A 15438-nucleotide genomic window follows, 5' to 3' on the forward strand; every position below is an offset into this window, starting at 1 on the left:
AACGAGTGTTCACCATGTCTCCGGTCTGTACACTTGGCCCGGCCACCCACGACTTGAGGATGGGCCCGGCAAAGTCGTGGATGCCTGGGCCAAGCCCGGGCAGGACGGCTGAGGGGGACCAGCCACAACCTCCCCGCGCCCTTGACGGCTGCATCCGGCGGGCCTCATGAAGGATCAGCCGTCCCCCGGACCCCTGCCGTGACTTCTCCCCACGCCGAGCCCACCATCACCGAAGCGCCTGCCTCCGGCTGGAGCGTCTTCCGCTTCCGCGATTTTCGTGCCTTCTGCGCCGCCCGGTTCATGACAGGCATCGCGATGCAGGTGCACAATGTCGGCCTGGGCTGGCTGGTCTACGACCGCACCGGCAGCGTCATGGCGCTGGGCCTCGTGGGTCTCGCCGCCTTCCTTCCGGCGCTGCTGCTGGCGCTCGTGGCGGGCGCGGTGGCCGATCGGTACGACCGCCGCCTCATCATGGTGGCCTGCTGGAGCATCATCGCGCTCGGCGACCTCGCTTTGCTCGCCGTGGCGCTGAACCCGAGCCTGCCCGTCTGGCCGATCTTCCTGCTGACGGTGCTCGTCGGCGGCTCGCGCTCCTTCGCCAATCCGGCGAGCCAGGCGCTCCTGCCCAACCTCGTGCCGCGGCCCTATTTCGCCCATGCGGTGACCATGGCGACGACGGCCTGGCAGAGTTCGTCCATCGCCGGTCCGGCGCTCGGCGGCTTCCTCTACGCGCTCGGCCCGGCCGTGGTGTTCGGCTTCGCCTCCGCCTCCTTCGCGCTGGCCGCCATCGCCATCGCGACCGTCCGCCCGCGCGAGCAGGGTGGTCCAAACCGCGCCCGCCCCACGCTCGAGAGCCTGTTCGCCGGCATTGGTTTCATCAAGTCGCGCCCGGCCATCCTCGGCGCCATCTCGCTCGACCTCTTCGCCGTGCTGCTGGGCGGCGCCGTCGCGCTGCTGCCGGTCTACGCCAAGGACATCCTGCACACCGGGCCGTGGGGGCTCGGGCTGCTGCGCAGCGCGCCCGCGCTGGGCGCCGTCGGCATGACGCTGGTGCTGGCGAGCTACCCGCTGCGCCGCCACGCCGGCCGGCGCATGTTCACGGCCGTGGCGGTGTTCGGCCTCGCCACCATCGTCTTCGGCCTCTCGACCCATTTCTGGCTGTCGATGGCCGCGCTCTTCGTCACCGGCGCCGCCGACATGGTGAGCGTCGTCGTGCGCCAGACGCTGGTGCAGGCCGAGACGCCCGACGACATGCGCGGCCGGGTGTCGGCGGTGAACTCGGTGTTCATCGGCGCCTCGAACGAGCTCGGCGAGTTCGAGTCCGGCGCGCTCGCGGCAGCCGTCGGCCCGGTGGGCAGCGTGGTGATCGGCGGGATCGGGACGGTGATCGTCGCCGCGCTGTGGACCCGGCTGTTCCCGACACTGTGGAAGCGCGACGCGCTGGTGTGAGGCGCCGAGTCCGGCTGGCCAGCCCCAATTGTCCTCATCCTGAGCCGGCCGCGCAGCGGCCGAGTCGAAGGACGCAGGATGCCTGCAGCTGCACGGTGGTGCGTCCTTCGACTCACGGCCTTCGGCCGTGGCTCAGGATGAGGGGCATGGGGGCGTTCGGGAGAGGGCCCCGAGCTGCTCCCCCTCACACCGGCAACAACCCGTCCGTCTTCACCTCTTCCATCACCGCGTAGGTGCGGCTCTCCTTGACGCCGGGGAGCGACAGCAGCACGTCGCCGAGGAAGCGGCGGTAGGCGGCCATGTCTTCGACGCGCGTCTTGACGAGGTAGTCGAAGCCGCCCGCCACCATGTGGCACTCCATCACCTCCGGCGAGCGCCGCACGGCGGCGGCGAAACGTTCGAAGGCGTCGGGCGTGGTCTTGTCGAGGCTCACCTCGACGAAGACGAGCAGTCCCCGCCCGAGCCGGTGCGGGTCGAGCACCGCACGAAAGCCAGTGACGTAGCCGTCGCGCAGGAGCCGCTTCATGCGTTCGCTGGTCGCGGTGGCCGAGAGGCCGACGCGCTCGGCGAGTTCCACCGTCGTGATCCTGCCGTCCTCCTGCAGCACCTTGAGGATCCTGCGGTCGGTCCGGTCGAGATCGGTCACGTGGAAGTTCCGGTGAAGCTGGCCCAGAACCGTGAAAAACACGGTTCCGAGGGTCTAAAGGCAGATCGAAAACCCATCGATCTGCGCATATTATGTCGATAACACCGATCCATCAACCGAGGACGCGCCCATGATCGCCCCGTTCCGCGCCCCCTACGCTCCGTCCGACACCGACATCGCGCGCCGGCTCCTGTCGGGAGCGACGCTCGCCACCGAGCGGGAGCGCCGGATCGACGGACGGGCGCGGCGGCTGGTCGAGGCGATCCGGGGACGGGCGAGCGGCCTCGGCGGGGTCGAGGAACTGCTGCGCGAATACTCGCTGTCGACGCGCGAAGGCCTGGCGCTCATGGTGCTCGCGGAGGCGCTGCTGCGCGTGCCGGACGGGGTCACGGCCGACCGCCTCATCGAGGACAAGCTGGGCCAGGGGGACTTCGCCCACCGCGAGGCGCGCTCCGACTCGCTGCTCGTCTCGGCTTCGGCCTGGGCGCTCGGCATCACCGCCCGCATCATCCAGCCCGGCGAGACGCCGGAGTCGATCCTGGGCCAGCTCGCCAAGCGGCTCGGCGTGCCGGCTGTGCGCACCGCCACCCGCCAAGCCATGCGCGTGCTGGGCAGCCACTTCGTGCTGGGCGAGTCCATCTCCGAGGCCATGGATCGCGCTCGCTCCGGGTCCGGCAAGCTCTTCCGCTACTCGTTCGACATGCTGGGCGAAGGCGCGCGCACGCAGGACGACGCGATCCGCTACGCCCGCTCCTATGCCGATGCCATCGACTATATCGGCCGCCACGCCGGCAACGACCGGCTGCCGAACCGGCCGGGCATCTCGGTGAAGCTGTCGGCGCTGCACCCGCGCTACGAGGCGCTGTCGCACGCCCGCGTGATGACCGAGCTCGTGCCGGTGGTGGTCGAGCTCGCGCGGCAGGCCAAGGCGCACGACCTGAACTTCACCATCGACGCGGAGGAGGCGGACCGCCTCGAGCTGTCGCTCGACGTCATCGCCGCCGTGGTGGCGGACCCGTCGCTGGCCGGCTGGAACGGCTTCGGCCTCGCCATCCAGGCCTACCAGAAGCGCGCGGCCGGGGTGATCGACTGGATCGTCGATCTCGCCCGCCTGCATGACCGGCGCATGATGGTGCGCCTCGTGAAAGGCGCCTACTGGGACACCGAGGTGAAGCGCGCGCAGGAGCGCGGGCTCGACGGCTACCCGGTGTTCACGCGCAAGGCGATGACCGACCTGAACTACGTCGCCTGCGCCGACAAACTGCTCGCCGCCCGGCCGCTGATCTATCCGCAGTTCGCGACCCACAACGCGCTCACGGTGGCGACCATCCTGGAGCGCGCCGGCAATGCCGAGGGCTTCGAGTTCCAGCGCCTGCACGGCATGGGCGACGCGCTCTACCAGCGCCTGCTGGAGGAGGAGCCGACGCTCGCCTGCCGCACCTACGCGCCGGTCGGCGGCCATCGCGACCTGCTCGCCTATCTCGTGCGCCGCCTGCTGGAGAACGGCGCCAATTCGTCCTTCGTGTCGGTGGCGGCGGACGCCGACGTGCCGATCGAGGAACTCCTGAAGCGGCCGTCCGACATCATCGGCTCGGCCGAGCGCGCCGCCAATCCGCGCCTGCCGCTGCCCCGCGACCTCTATGGGCAGGAGCGCCGCAATTCGGCCGGCGTCGAGCTCGGCCATGAGGCGAGCCTGAAGGCGCTGCAGGCCGACCTCGGCGCCGCGCAGGGCGGCGGCCGCCAGGCGACGTGCCTCGTCGACGGCAAGCCCGCGGGCGGCGCAGAGCGCGTGCTGCTGGCGCCCGCCGACGGCGCCACCCGCATCGGCAGCGTGCGCGAGGCGGACGAGGCCACGGCCGACGCCGCCATGGCCGCGGCCCGCAAGGGCTTCCGGGGCTGGGAGCGCACGCCGGCGGCCACCCGCGCCACGGCCATCGAGAAGGCCGCCGATCTCATGGAGCAGCGCCGAGGGCTGCTGCTCGGGTTGCTGCAGGTCGAGGGCGGCAAGACCCTCGACGATGCGGTGGCTGAGCTGCGCGAGGCGGTCGACTTCTGCCGCTACTACGCCGCCCAGGCGCGGCGCCAGTTCGGCGAGGGCGAGGTTCTGCCCGGCCCGACCGGCGAGGACAACCGGCTCCTGCATCGCGGACGCGGCGTGTTCCTGTGCATCAGCCCGTGGAACTTCCCGTTGGCCATCTTCACCGGTCAGGTCGTCGCGGCGCTGGCCGCCGGCAACGCGGTCGTCGCCAAGCCCGCCGAGCAGACGCCCCTCGTCGCCCACGAGGCCGTGCGGATCCTGCACGAGGCCGGCGTGCCGGGCACGGCCTTGCATCTCGTCGCCGGCGACGGCGCCGTCGGCGCGCGTCTCGTCGCCCATCCGGCGGTGTCGGGCGTCGCCTTCACCGGCTCCACCGAGGTCGCTCGGCGCATCAACCAGACGCTCGCCGGCAAGCAGGGGCCGATCGTGCCGCTGATCGCCGAGACGGGCGGCATCAACGCCATGATCGTCGACGCCACCGCGCTGCCCGAGCAGGTCGCCGACGACGTGGTGACCTCGGCCTTCCGGTCGGCCGGCCAGCGCTGCTCGGCGCTGCGGCTGCTGTGCGTGCAGGAGGACGTCGCCGACCGCATGATCGAGATGATCGTGGGAGCGGCGCGCGAGCTGAAGCTCGGCGACCCGCGCGACGTCTCGGTGCAGATGGGCCCCGTCATCGACCAGGAGGCCAAGGCCCGCCTCGACGCCCACATCGCCGTCATGCGCCGAACGGCCAACGTGCACCTGAGCGGGGATGCGCCCGGAGCCGGCTTCTACGTCGCTCCCCAGGTGTTCGAGCTGAAGGGACCCGCCGACCTCGAGGACGAGGTCTTCGGCCCGGTCCTGCACGTGGTGCGCTACAAGGCCAGCGATCTCGACAAGGTGCTCGATGCCATCGAGGCCAGCGGCTACGGCCTGACGCTCGGCGTCCACTCGCGCATCGACGCCACCATCGAGCACGTCGTCACGCGCCTCGACGTCGGCAACTGCTACGTCAACCGCAACATGATCGGCGCGGTGGTCGGCACCCAGCCCTTCGGCGGCTCGGGCCTGTCCGGCACGGGGCCGAAGGCCGGCGGCCCCAACTACCTGCAGCGCTTCGCGCTGGAGCAGACCGTGACGGTGAACACCGCGGCCGCCGGCGGAAACGCGAGCCTGATCGCGATGGGGGAATGAGGGGTATTTGAGCCGTTGTGCGTCCTTCGACACGCCGCCTTCGGCGGCTGCTCAGGATGAGCATTAATGAGGATCTTCAGCCTTAAAGCCCCTCATCCTGAGCAGCCCGCAAGGCGGGCGTGTCGAAGGACGCAGCATGGTCGTGTGCGTCAAGGCAGGAACGGATTCTCGATCCTGAGACCCTTGAGCTGAAATCCGTTCTGGAGGTCTTCGCTGAGCAGCCGACCGCAGCCTGCTTGGATGGCAGCCGCCACGATGAGTGCGTCGTAGAAGGATATCTGATGCGACGACGCCAGGCGCCGTGCGGCGAGATGCGTCTCCATCGTGAGCGGAACCGGCGTCGGGAGGAGCGATAGAAAAAAGCCGACGGCGGTCTCGATCTCTGGCCAGGCACGACGAAGCTTGCGACGACTGACCGAGACGAATTCATTCAAGACTTGGACAGAGACAACTCCGCCTTCGGCCAATAGCGCACGCGCGACCGTTCCCTTGGGATCAGCTTGCGACGCGTAGACGAGGACGTTGGTGTCGAAGAAAGTCTTCAACGTTCGTTCGCCTCGTCCCGATCAAAGCGATAATCCGCAGGGAGCGTCCAGTTAAGCTTCGCAAGCCCATCGAGGGCGCGACGCCGCTGATCACGATCTTTCTCGACCTCGATCTCGCCTGTACGGGAAGCGACGATGCTCAGTTCGTCCCCTTCCTTGAGACCGAGTTCATCCACCAGCCGTCGGGGTAGCCGCACGGCCAGGCTGTTCCCCCATTTTGAGATCTGCATCAGCGATGCCCTCGTCCGTCGCCCGGCAATGATATCCCAAGATGGATATCATTTTCAAGATTGGCAGCTCCTGAGCCTCAACTCTCCACCACCTCAGGCGGCCAGGGCACCGTCGGATCCTCCGGGGGCACGGCGGCCATGAGGGCGCGGGTGTAGGGGTGGCGGGGGTTGGAGAAGACCTCTTCGGTCGGGCCCGCTTCCACCACGTCGCCGTTCTTCATCACCATCACGCGGTCGCAGAGGTAGCGCACGACCGCGAGGTCGTGGGAGATGAACAGGAGGCCGATGCCGCGGGCGGCGCGCAGGTCGAGGAGCAGGTTCAGGATCTGGGCCTGCACGGAGACGTCGAGGCCCGAGACGATCTCGTCGGCGACCAGCAGGCGCGGCGTGACGCACAGCGCACGGGCGATGTTGACGCGCTGCTTCTGGCCGCCGGAGAGCTGCGAGGGGTAGCGGTCGAGAAGGTCGGGCGAGAGGCCGGTCTCCAGCATCAGCGAGCGGGCCCGGGCGAGCCGCTCGGCCTCGGTCGTGGCGTGGTGCGGGGCCTCCAGCGACTGCGTGACGAGACGCTCCACGGGCCGGCGCGGGTTCAGCGCGGACTGCGGATCCTGGAACACCATCTGCAGCGCGCCGAGGCGGATCTCGCGCGAGGCGGGGTCGTTCGCGATCACCGGCTTGCCGTCGATCGCGATGCGGCCGGAGGTCGGCTCCTCGAGGCCCATCACGAGCTTGGCGAGCGTGCTCTTGCCGGAGCCGGATTCGCCGACGACGCCGACGAATTCCCCGGCGGCGACCGTGACGTCCGCGCCCTTCACGGCATCGGCGCCGGGGCCGCGCCGGCCGAGCCAGTCGCGCTTGCCGGGATAGTGCTTCGAGACGCCCTCGACCGTCAGCACGGTCTCGCCGCGGGCATCGCCGCGCACCAGGGCGGGCGCCGCGACTGTGGCCTCGGCGGCCTTGGCCAGGCACTCGCCGACGCAGCGCACCACGTGACGCGTACCGACGGGCTCCAGCGGCGGTACGGCGGTGGCGCAGGTCGGGTCGGCCACGGGGCAGCGGGGCGCGAAACGGCAGCCGTGCAGGGCCGTGAAGCGCGAGATCCCCGGCATCTGGTCGGGCAGGGTCACGAGGCGCCGGTCGGTGCCGGCGAGCGGCGGGTTCGCGGCCTGCAGCGCGCGGGTGTAGGGATGGCGCGGCGCGGCGGAGACATCGGCCGCGGGGCCCCGCTCCACCACGTCGCCCGCGTAGAGCACCAGCAGGTCGTCGCAGACGCGGCTCGCGAGCCGTAGGTCGTGCGTGATGAACAGGAGCGCCGTGCCGTGGTCGCGCTGCATGCGGCGGATGATCTGCACGACGGTCGCCTGGGTGCTCACGTCCAGCGCCGTCGTCGGCTCGTCGGCGACGATGAGCGCCGGTTCGCTGGCGAAGGCCATGGCGATCAGCACGCGCTGGCACATGCCCCCGGAGAGCTGGAACGGGTAGAGGTCGAGCAGCGCGTCGGGATCGCGCAGGCGCACGTCCTTCAGCGCCGCGGCCGCCCTGGCGCGACGCTCGCCACGCGGGACACCGATGCGCTCCAGATGCTCGCCGAACTGCGCCCCGATGGTGAGCACCGGGTTGAGCGCCGTGAGCGGTTCCTGCGGGATGAAGGCGATGCGATCGCCGAGCAGCCCGGTGAGGCGGTCGGCGGGGAGCCCGACGAGGTCCTGCCCCTCGAACAGCAACGAGCCCGAGGCGACGCGAAAGCCCGTCGGCAGGCTGCGCCCGATGACCCGGCCGATCATGCTCTTGCCGGCACCGGATTCGCCGACGAGGCCCAGCACCTGCCCGCGCTCCACCGTGAAGGAGAGTTCGCGCAGCACCTTCGGGACGTTCTCGCCCCGGCCGGCCGTGACGGTGAGCCCGCGGGCCTCCAGCGTCGCCATCTAGAGGCTCTCCCGGCTGGTGACGAGGCGCGGGTCGAGGGCGCGGCGCAGGCCGTCGCCGAGCAGGTTGAAGGCGAGCACGGTGGCGAAGATCGCGGCCACGGGCATCACCACGCCCCACGGCGCCTGGTTCATGGTGGTGCGGGCATCGGCGATCATCACGCCCCAGGCCGCGACGTCGGGCTCCACCGAGAGGCCGACGAAGGACATGATCGCCTCGACGATCACCGCGATGCCCATCTCCAGGCTGAACAGCGTGATGACGAGGGGCAGCACGGCGGGCAGCACCTCCTTCACGATGGTCTGCACGTGGGTGAAGCCGGCGAGCCGCGCGGCCGCCACGTAGTCGCGCCTTCGCACCACGATGACCTCGGAGCGGATGACCCGGCAAAAGCGCGTCCAGCCGATCAGCACGATGGCGAGGATCACCTTGTTGACGCCGGCGCCCATGCCGACCAGCAGGATCAGCGCCAGGATCACCGGCGGGAAAGCCATCCAGATGTCGACCAGCCGGCCGATGATCCAGTCGACCCAGCCGCCGAAATAGCCGGAGATCAGGGCGAGCACGGTGCCGAGCAGCATGGCGCCCGTGGCGGCGACGAAGGCCACGTAGAGGGCGACGCGGGCGCCGTAGATGAGGCGGCTCAGGATGCAGCGCCCGAGCGTGTCGGTGCCGAGCGGGAAGGCGGGGTCGCCGCCCGCGCTCCACATCGGCGGCAGCAGCGTGTTGAGGAGGTCCTGCTCCTGCGGGTCGTGGGGCGCGATCCAGGGCGCGCCGAGCGCGACGACGATGACGGCGAGCGCCAGCAGCAGGCCCGCCATGACGCGCGGGTTGCGCGCGCAGCGCAGGAGGGCGGCACGGGTGCGCGGGCTCATGCCGTCCTCAGCTTGGGGTTGGCCATCAGGTAGACGACGTCCACCACGGCGTTGATGGCGAGCACGAGGACGCAATAGACGAGGCCGACGACCTGAATGACCGGGAGGTCGTGGTTGCGCACCGCGTCGACCATCAGGTTGCCCATGCCGGGAAAGGCGAAGATCATCTCCACGAGCACCGTGCCGCCGAACATGAAGCCGCCCTGCACGCCGATGAGGCTGATGGTGGGCAGGGCCGCGTTCTTCAGCGCGTGGCGCACGAGGATGGTGTGCTCCGGGATGCCGCGCAGGCGGGCCTGGGTGATGTAGTCCTCCTGGATCACCTCCATCAGCGACGAGCGCAGCACCCGCATGACGAGCGGCGCGAGGCCGATGGCGAGCGCGGTCGCGGGCAGCACCATGTGGCGCAGCGCGCTGCCGAGCACGTCGAGGCGCAGGGTGATCGCGCTGTCCAGCAGCAGGAAGCCGGTGACCGGCGGCGGCAGCGACAGGCCCGGGCTGAGGCGCCCGATGAAGGGCAGGATGGGCAGGGCGACGCCGAAGACGAGGATGAGCAGGATGGCCCAGAGGAACTCCGGGATGGCCATCAACCCGGAGGTGCCCAGGTCGAGCACCTGCTCGCCGGCACGGCCGCGCCAGGCGAACATGGCGAGCCCGCCGGCGACGCCCAGCGCCACGCCGAGCACGAGGCCCAGGAACACGAGTTCGATGGTGGCCGGCAGCGCCTTCGACACGAGGTCCAGCACGGGCCGCCGGAAATAGATCGAGCCGCCGAAGTCGCCGGTCAGAAGCTTGCCGAGCCAGATGAGGTACTGCTCGGGGATCGACCGGTCGAGGCCGAAGGCCTGGCGCAGCTTGGCGAGATCTTCCGCCGTCGCGCCCGGCGGCAGCGACATGGCGACGGGATCGGCCGGCAACAGGCGCAGGATCACGAAGACCAGCGCCGACACGCAGAGCAGGATCGGGATGGCGAGGAGCACCCGCCGGAACAGGAGTTGGAGAGCGATGCGGCTCATCGTGGTGGGACGCTATGGCGACGCACTTCGTTGGCTCCCATCGCCCTCATCCTGAGAGTCGGCGATCGTTTCGTCGTCCAGCCAGCACCACCCTCTCCGCGGCATGGCCGGGCTTGGCCCGGTCATCCACGACGTGAGACTGGCTCCGGCAGAGTCGTGGATCCCCGGGCCAGGCCCGGGGATGACGGCTGAGAGGTGGGCTCGAGCGGGTGGACCGCCCGGCCATGCTTGCGTCAGGCCTTGGTCCAGCCCTGGGGCAGGGTGAGGCCGTTGTCGTACTTCGTGACCTTCAGCGTGTTGACGTGCACGGTCGTCTTCACGGTCTGGTACAGCGGGATCGTGTAGCCCTTCTCGGCCGCGTAGCGGTGCGCCGCCTTGTAGCCGTCGAGCCGCTTCTTCTCGTCCATCTCGACGAGCAGGGGCTGGAACTTCGGCGCGAGGTCGTCGGTCTTGAAGGCCGAGAAGATCGACTTCGGGTCGAGCAGGTAGCCGCCGTAGAGCTCGGGATCGCCGGCCGCGTTGCCCCACGAGAAGTAGGTCGCCTCCGGCAGCGTTCCGGCGCGCAGGCGCTCCTGGTAGGTCGAGAGCTCGATGGTCTCGAGCTCGGCGTTGATGCCGACCTTCTTCCACATGGCGACGATGGCGCGCGCCGCGTCGAAGTCGTTGGGGAAGGCGCCGTTGGGCGAGGCGAACTTGATCGAGATCGGGTTCTGCGGGCCGTGGCCCACCTCCTTCAGGAGAGCGACCGCCTTCTCCTCGGAGAACGGGAAGTTGAAGTCCTCCGGATAGCCCGAGGTGCCGTGCGCGGCCGGCACCGAGATCGGCTTCGCGGCGCCGCCGAACAGCGCCTTGGAGATCGCCTCCTTGTTGATCGCGTGGTGGGCTGCGAGCCGCACGCGGTCGTCGGCGAAGCCGCCGTTCTTGGTGATCTGCAGGAGCGTGATGTCCGAGATCGCGTCGATCGACGTGGTGAGGCCCTGCACCGTGCCGAGACGGATGGCCTCGCGCACCGGAACGTCGATGGCGCAGTCGACGCGACGCGACTCGATGGCGGCCACGCGGGCCGTGGGATCACGCACGAACTCGATGGTCACGCGGCCGATCTTCGGCGCGCCGTCGAAATACTTCGGGTTCGCCTCGAGCACGGCGCGGGCGCCCTGCTGGTACTCGACGAGCTTGAACGGACCGGAGCCGATCGGCTTCTTCTGGAACTCGTCGAGGCCGACCTTCTCCAGATAGGCCTTCGGCACCACGTAGCTCGTCAGGAAATACATCCAGGCGACGGCCGACGGCATCGGGTCGGTGAAGTGGATGATCGCGCGGGTCGGCGAGGCGACCTCGATGTCCTTGATCTTGCGCCAGATGAAGCTCGTGTCGAGCTTGCGGCCACCCTCCGGCACCGGCGCGCGCGGCCGGTCGAAGAAGGAGTAGCGGAAATCGGCGGCGGTGAGCGGCGAGCCGTCGTGGAAGGTCACGTCCGAGCGGAAGTCGAAGGCGAGCGCCAGGCCCTTGTCGTCGACATAGCCCCACTTGGTGACGAGCGCCGGCTTCACCGTGATGTCGGGGTTCTGCGTCAGCGGCTGGTCGAAGATGCACTTGTAGAGCGACTGCACGGCCGCGAGCGAGCGGGCGTTCGGATCCCAGGTCGGCACGTCCGACGGGAAGGCGATGGTGAGCTGGCCCTGCGCGGCGGCCTGCGCGAGCACCTGCGTCGGCACGCCGAGGGCCGCCAGCGCCGACGCGCCCGCACCCAGTTTCAGAAGACTGCGCCTGTCGATGTCGGTCATGGGTCCCTCTCCCTTGTCGTTGTCAGCGATTGCGTCAGGCAAGGCCGAGACGGCCCGCCGTCTCGGTCAGTTTTCCGCCGCTCTCGTCGGCCAGCGCCGCGGCCCGCAGCTCGGCCAACAGGCGCGCGGGCTGCTGCTGCTGGGCGATGCGGCCCAGCATGCCGGTGATGCGCTCGAAGCTGCGGCGGCCGCGCTCGTGCGTGTCGCCATAGCCCTTCACGAGGTTGCGGCACTCGGCGAATTCCAGCGCCAGCCCGTAGTCGGAGATCGCCAGGTCGAGAACCTTGGCGATCCAGGCATCCAGATGCTGCTGCTCGGTCGCGTAGCGCAGCGATTGGCGACGGCGCGGCTTCAGGCTGGCGACCGCGTAGAGCTGCAGGAAGCCGGTGATGCTCGTCGTCTCGACGATGCGGCCCTCCTGCGTCATGCGCTCGACGAAGCGGCGCAGCCAGCCGTCGGCGAGCATCCGCTTGCCGAGCCAGGCCGGCACGGTCTCGGCGATCTCCTGCAGGCGGGGATGGAGGAACTCGGCGATGGTGAGGATCTGGCCGTCCTTGAGCTGGACTTCCTTGGCCACGCGCTGGAAGCGCGAGTGCCGGATCTTCAGCTCGGCGACGCGGATCGTGTCCTCGTAGGCCATGCCGAGCGCGAGGTGGCGCGCCACCTCGGTCAGCAGCGCGAAGGAGCCGTCGCCGCGGCCGACGTCGAAGTCCGCGACGGGCTTCAGGCGGTCGATGTAGAGATGCGCGTAGGCCTCGTCCTGGTAGTCGACGAGCCGCTCGATGCCGGCGCGGATGATGTCCATCGCTGCGGCCGGGAAGATGCGCTGCGCCTCGTCGACGAGCGCCGGGGGGCGCGGCTTCGGCGGGGCCTTTTCGCGCTCGGGCGGCAGCGGCGCGGGCTCCTTGCCCTGGGCGACGTCGTGGCCGAGACCGAAGGCCTTCTTGGAGGCGGAGACGCCGACCCCGCCGCGCTCGATCGTGGCCTCGAAGGCCTCGCGCGAGAAGGGCAGGGATCCCGAGCCCGCCAGCGCGCCGAACATCACGGCGCTGATGACGCTGCCGGCGCGGTCGGCGAGCGTCGCCATGTCGAAGGCGACCCAGCGCCTGGCGGCCGTGCGGCAGGCATCGCGCAGGGCTGTCTCGTCGACGCGACCGTCGGCCAGCGCGATCTTCTCGGTCATCGCGAAGACACGGTGGGTCGAGGCGATCAGCGTCGTCCGGTCGGGCGTGACGATGCCGCGCTGCACGGCGCGGCCAGCCTCCATCAATTCGGACGCGACGACGATGTCGACGTCGCCCGGCACCGGCATCATGGCCAGCACCGGCGGCCGGCCGGCCGCCTCGGCGACGGCCCGCGGGAACAGCTCGATGTAATAGATCGTGGCGCCCGTGCGCTGGGCGACGCCGGGCACCGAGGTCGTCTGACCGATATAGCCGTTGTGCTCGCCCATATCGACGATCCAGTCGGCGAGGACGCCGCCGCCTTCGCCACCCATGGCGAGGACGGCGATGCGGATCGAGCGCGGCGTATCGGTCGTGGTCATGGTCGTTCCGTCAGGCGGTGGCGAGGCTGCGCCGCGCGAGGCGGCGCTGGAAGAAGCCGATCACCGCGTCGCGCAGCTTCTTGCGGCGCAGGTCCGCCGGGGTCGGGTTGTTGATGATCGAGGCCCGGTAGAAGGACGGGCAGAGCACGGCTGCGTGGCTCACCTCGCCGCACAGGCCGCAGCCGACGCAAGAGTTGATCACCTGCGTGATCGGGTCCTTGCGCAGCGGGTCCGGGTTCGGCGCGATGGTCAGCGACGGGCAGCCCGAGAGCCGGATGCAGGAATGGTCGCCGGTGCAGGTGTCGGGGTCGACGCCGAAACGCTCGCGCACCACGCGCTTGCCGTCCTTGATCGCCTGGTTCATCTGCGGCCGCACGCGGCGCTGCTTGTTCAGCATGCACTCCGACTGCGCCACGATGACCTTGGGACCCTTCTCCGGTGTCGTCAGCGCCTCACGCAGCGTCGAGACCATGGCCTTGAGGTCGTAGGTGCGCTCGATGGTGCGCGCCCAGGTGACGCCGATGCCGCGCACCGCCTTCTCGATGGCGTTCTGCGTGTTGCGCATCAGGCTCGGATGGTGGGACGACAGGATGTCCTGTCCGCCGGTGGCCGCGGAGTAGCCGTTGTCGACCACGATGATGACGTTGTCGGCCTTGTTGAACACGGCATTGCCGACGGACGAGACGAGGCCGTTGTGCCAGAAGCCGCCGTCGCCCATCACAGAGATGACGCGCTTGTCCGACACCGTGTTGAAGGCCGCCGCACCCGCGCCGCCGAGGCCGTAGCCCATGGTCGTCGCGCCGATGTTGAAGGGCGGCAGGATCGAGAACAGGTGGCAGCCGATGTCGCAGCTCACGTGGTGCGGCCCGAGCTCGCGCTCGACGAGCTTCATGGCCGTGAAGATCGGCCGTTCCGGGCAGCCGGTGCAGAAGGACGGCGGACGGCCATGGACCTTGCCGTCGAGCGCCGCGACGGCCGCCTTGCGGCGGTTGTCGCCCTCGGGCGTCGCCCCGGTGCTCATGGCCTGCGGCTCGTAGAGCGCGATGAACTTGCCGAAGGCGTCCTTCATCACCTGGCCGGTGTACTCGCCGGCCATCGGGAAGATGTCCTTGCCGTGCACCTTGGTCTGGATGTCGGCCCGCCGCAGGATGGTGTTCACCGCCTGCTCGATGAATTCGGGCTGGCCCTCCTCGACGATGAGGATCGCCTTCTTGCCGCGGGCGAAGCGGGTGAACTCCTCGTCGACCAGCGGGTAGGTGACGTTGAGGACGTAGAGCGGGATGCGCGAGTTGCCGAAGGCATCGGCGAGGCCGACGAGTTCCAGCGCCCGGAGCGCGGTATTGTACATGCCGCCCTGCAGCGCGATACCGATCTCGGAGAGGTCCCCCTCGGTCATCTCGTTGAGCTTGTTGTCGACGATGAACTTCACCGCCGCGGGCCAGCGCTTCTCGACCTTCTCCTTCTCGTGGAGATAGCTCGCCGGCGGCAGCACGATGCGGTTCACGTCGCGCCTGGGGTTCTCCATGGCGTCGCGCAGCGTGAAGGACGGCCGCACATTGTCCTTGGTCGCGAAGCGTCCGTAGACGTGGCAGGCGCGGATGCGGACCTGCAGCATCACCGGCGTGTTGGAGGCTTCGGAAAGCTGGAAGCCCTTCTCCACCATGTTCACGATGGTCGGCAGGTTCGGCTTGGGATCGAGCTGCCAGATCTGCGACTTCATCGCGAAGGCGTGGTTGCGCTCCTGCATGATCGAGGAGCCCTCGCCGTAGTCCTCGCCGACGATGATCAGCGCACCGCCGGTGACGCCGCCGGAGGTGAGGTTGGCGAGCGCGTCGGACGCGACGTTGGTGCCGACCGGCGACTTGAAGGTCACCGCCCCGCGCAGCGGGTAGTTGACCGAGGCCGCGAGCATGGCCGCCGCGGTCGCCTCGCTGGCGGAAGACTCGAAGTGGACGCCGAGGTCCTCGAGGATGTCGTTGGCGTCCGCCAGCACGTCCATGAGGTGCGAGATCGGCGCGCCCTGGTAGCCGCCGACATAGGACACGCCGGACTGCAGGAGGGCCTTGGTGATGGCGAGGATGCCCTCGCCGGCGAATTCGTCGCCGTCGCCGAGCCTGAGGCTCTTCACCTCTTCCTTGAAGGACCGTTCAGCCATGGTGGGGGCTCCAAGTCAGTCTGTCGTCGAACCACGGGGTCTTCGGGGTTGG

At 69.6% G+C, this 15438-nt stretch carries 11 protein-coding genes; 2 read left to right on the forward strand and 9 right to left on the reverse strand.

From position 1 onward, the window contains the following. Window positions 1-225: 225 nt before the first annotated feature. Window positions 226-1449: an MFS transporter gene (locus Q0Q47_RS08980; RefSeq protein ID WP_293858104.1), complete on the forward strand. Its 1224-nt coding sequence runs from the start codon at window positions 226-228 to the stop codon at window positions 1447-1449. A 184-nt stretch (window positions 1450-1633) separates the two neighbouring features. Here the strand turns inward: Q0Q47_RS08980 and Q0Q47_RS08985 are convergent, their stop codons facing one another. Further along, window positions 1634-2095 (reverse strand): Lrp/AsnC ligand binding domain-containing protein, encoded by a 462-nt coding sequence (locus Q0Q47_RS08985; protein WP_293857659.1) that lies wholly within the window; start codon window positions 2093-2095, stop codon window positions 1634-1636. Window positions 2096-2225: 130 nt separating this feature from the next. Between Q0Q47_RS08985 and putA the strand changes: the two genes are divergently transcribed. Continuing rightward, complete coding sequence (gene putA, locus Q0Q47_RS08990; RefSeq protein WP_293857662.1) at window positions 2226-5306, forward strand: bifunctional proline dehydrogenase/L-glutamate gamma-semialdehyde dehydrogenase PutA; 3081 nt, start codon at window positions 2226-2228, stop codon at window positions 5304-5306. A 149-nt stretch (window positions 5307-5455) separates the two neighbouring features. Here putA and Q0Q47_RS08995 read toward each other — a convergent pair whose 3' ends face one another. From Q0Q47_RS08995 to Q0Q47_RS09030, 8 genes are all read right to left on the reverse strand, one after another. After that, window positions 5456-5851: a PIN domain-containing protein gene (locus tag Q0Q47_RS08995; RefSeq protein ID WP_293857665.1), complete on the reverse strand. Its 396-nt coding sequence runs from the start codon at window positions 5849-5851 to the stop codon at window positions 5456-5458. Beyond that, window positions 5848-6081 (reverse strand): AbrB/MazE/SpoVT family DNA-binding domain-containing protein, encoded by a 234-nt coding sequence (locus Q0Q47_RS09000; RefSeq protein WP_293857668.1) that lies wholly within the window; start codon window positions 6079-6081, stop codon window positions 5848-5850. Before Q0Q47_RS09000 ends, Q0Q47_RS08995 begins: the two co-directional genes overlap by 4 nt. A gap of 77 nt (window positions 6082-6158) precedes the next feature. After that, the gene (locus Q0Q47_RS09005; protein ID WP_293857671.1) at window positions 6159-8006 is read right to left on the reverse strand and encodes an ABC transporter ATP-binding protein; all 1848 of its coding nucleotides are present in this window, start codon (window positions 8004-8006) and stop codon (window positions 6159-6161) included. Further along, window positions 8007-8882 (reverse strand): ABC transporter permease, encoded by an 876-nt coding sequence (locus Q0Q47_RS09010; RefSeq protein WP_293857674.1) that lies wholly within the window; start codon window positions 8880-8882, stop codon window positions 8007-8009. Next, window positions 8879-9898: an ABC transporter permease gene (locus tag Q0Q47_RS09015; protein WP_293857677.1), complete on the reverse strand. Its 1020-nt coding sequence runs from the start codon at window positions 9896-9898 to the stop codon at window positions 8879-8881. Before Q0Q47_RS09015 ends, Q0Q47_RS09010 begins: the two co-directional genes overlap by 4 nt. Before the next feature lie 233 nt (window positions 9899-10131). Next, a complete protein-coding gene (locus tag Q0Q47_RS09020; protein WP_293857680.1) occupies window positions 10132-11685 on the reverse strand; it encodes an ABC transporter substrate-binding protein in 1554 nt (517 codons plus the stop codon). A gap of 34 nt (window positions 11686-11719) precedes the next feature. Continuing rightward, window positions 11720-13231 carry an indolepyruvate oxidoreductase subunit beta family protein gene (locus tag Q0Q47_RS09025; protein WP_293857683.1) on the reverse strand — a complete coding sequence of 504 codons (1512 nt, stop codon included), beginning with the start codon at window positions 13229-13231 and terminating at the stop codon, window positions 11720-11722. Between the two features lie 10 nt (window positions 13232-13241). Further along, a complete protein-coding gene (locus Q0Q47_RS09030; RefSeq protein ID WP_293857686.1) occupies window positions 13242-15386 on the reverse strand; it encodes an indolepyruvate ferredoxin oxidoreductase subunit alpha in 2145 nt (714 codons plus the stop codon). Window positions 15387-15438: the final 52 nt, after the last annotated feature.

It is taken from the genome of uncultured Alsobacter sp. (genome assembly GCF_945952055.1).
Classification (GTDB): Bacteria; Pseudomonadota; Alphaproteobacteria; order Rhizobiales; family Beijerinckiaceae; genus Alsobacter.

Coding starts and splice junctions, on each gene's coding strand:
- Q0Q47_RS09005 (WP_293857671.1), bottom strand. CDS start 8,006: ATGGCGACGCTGGAGGCCCGCGGGCTCACCGTCACGGCCGGCCGGGGC.
- Q0Q47_RS09020 (WP_293857680.1), bottom strand. CDS start 11,685: ATGACCGACATCGACAGGCGCAGTCTTCTGAAACTGGGTGCGGGCGCG.
- Q0Q47_RS09015 (WP_293857677.1), bottom strand. CDS start 9,898: ATGAGCCGCATCGCTCTCCAACTCCTGTTCCGGCGGGTGCTCCTCGCC.
- putA (WP_293857662.1), top strand. CDS start 2,226: ATGATCGCCCCGTTCCGCGCCCCCTACGCTCCGTCCGACACCGACATC.
- Q0Q47_RS09000 (WP_293857668.1), bottom strand. CDS start 6,081: ATGCAGATCTCAAAATGGGGGAACAGCCTGGCCGTGCGGCTACCCCGA.
- Q0Q47_RS09010 (WP_293857674.1), bottom strand. CDS start 8,882: ATGAGCCCGCGCACCCGTGCCGCCCTCCTGCGCTGCGCGCGCAACCCG.
- Q0Q47_RS09030 (WP_293857686.1), bottom strand. CDS start 15,386: ATGGCTGAACGGTCCTTCAAGGAAGAGGTGAAGAGCCTCAGGCTCGGC.
- Q0Q47_RS09025 (WP_293857683.1), bottom strand. CDS start 13,231: ATGACCACGACCGATACGCCGCGCTCGATCCGCATCGCCGTCCTCGCC.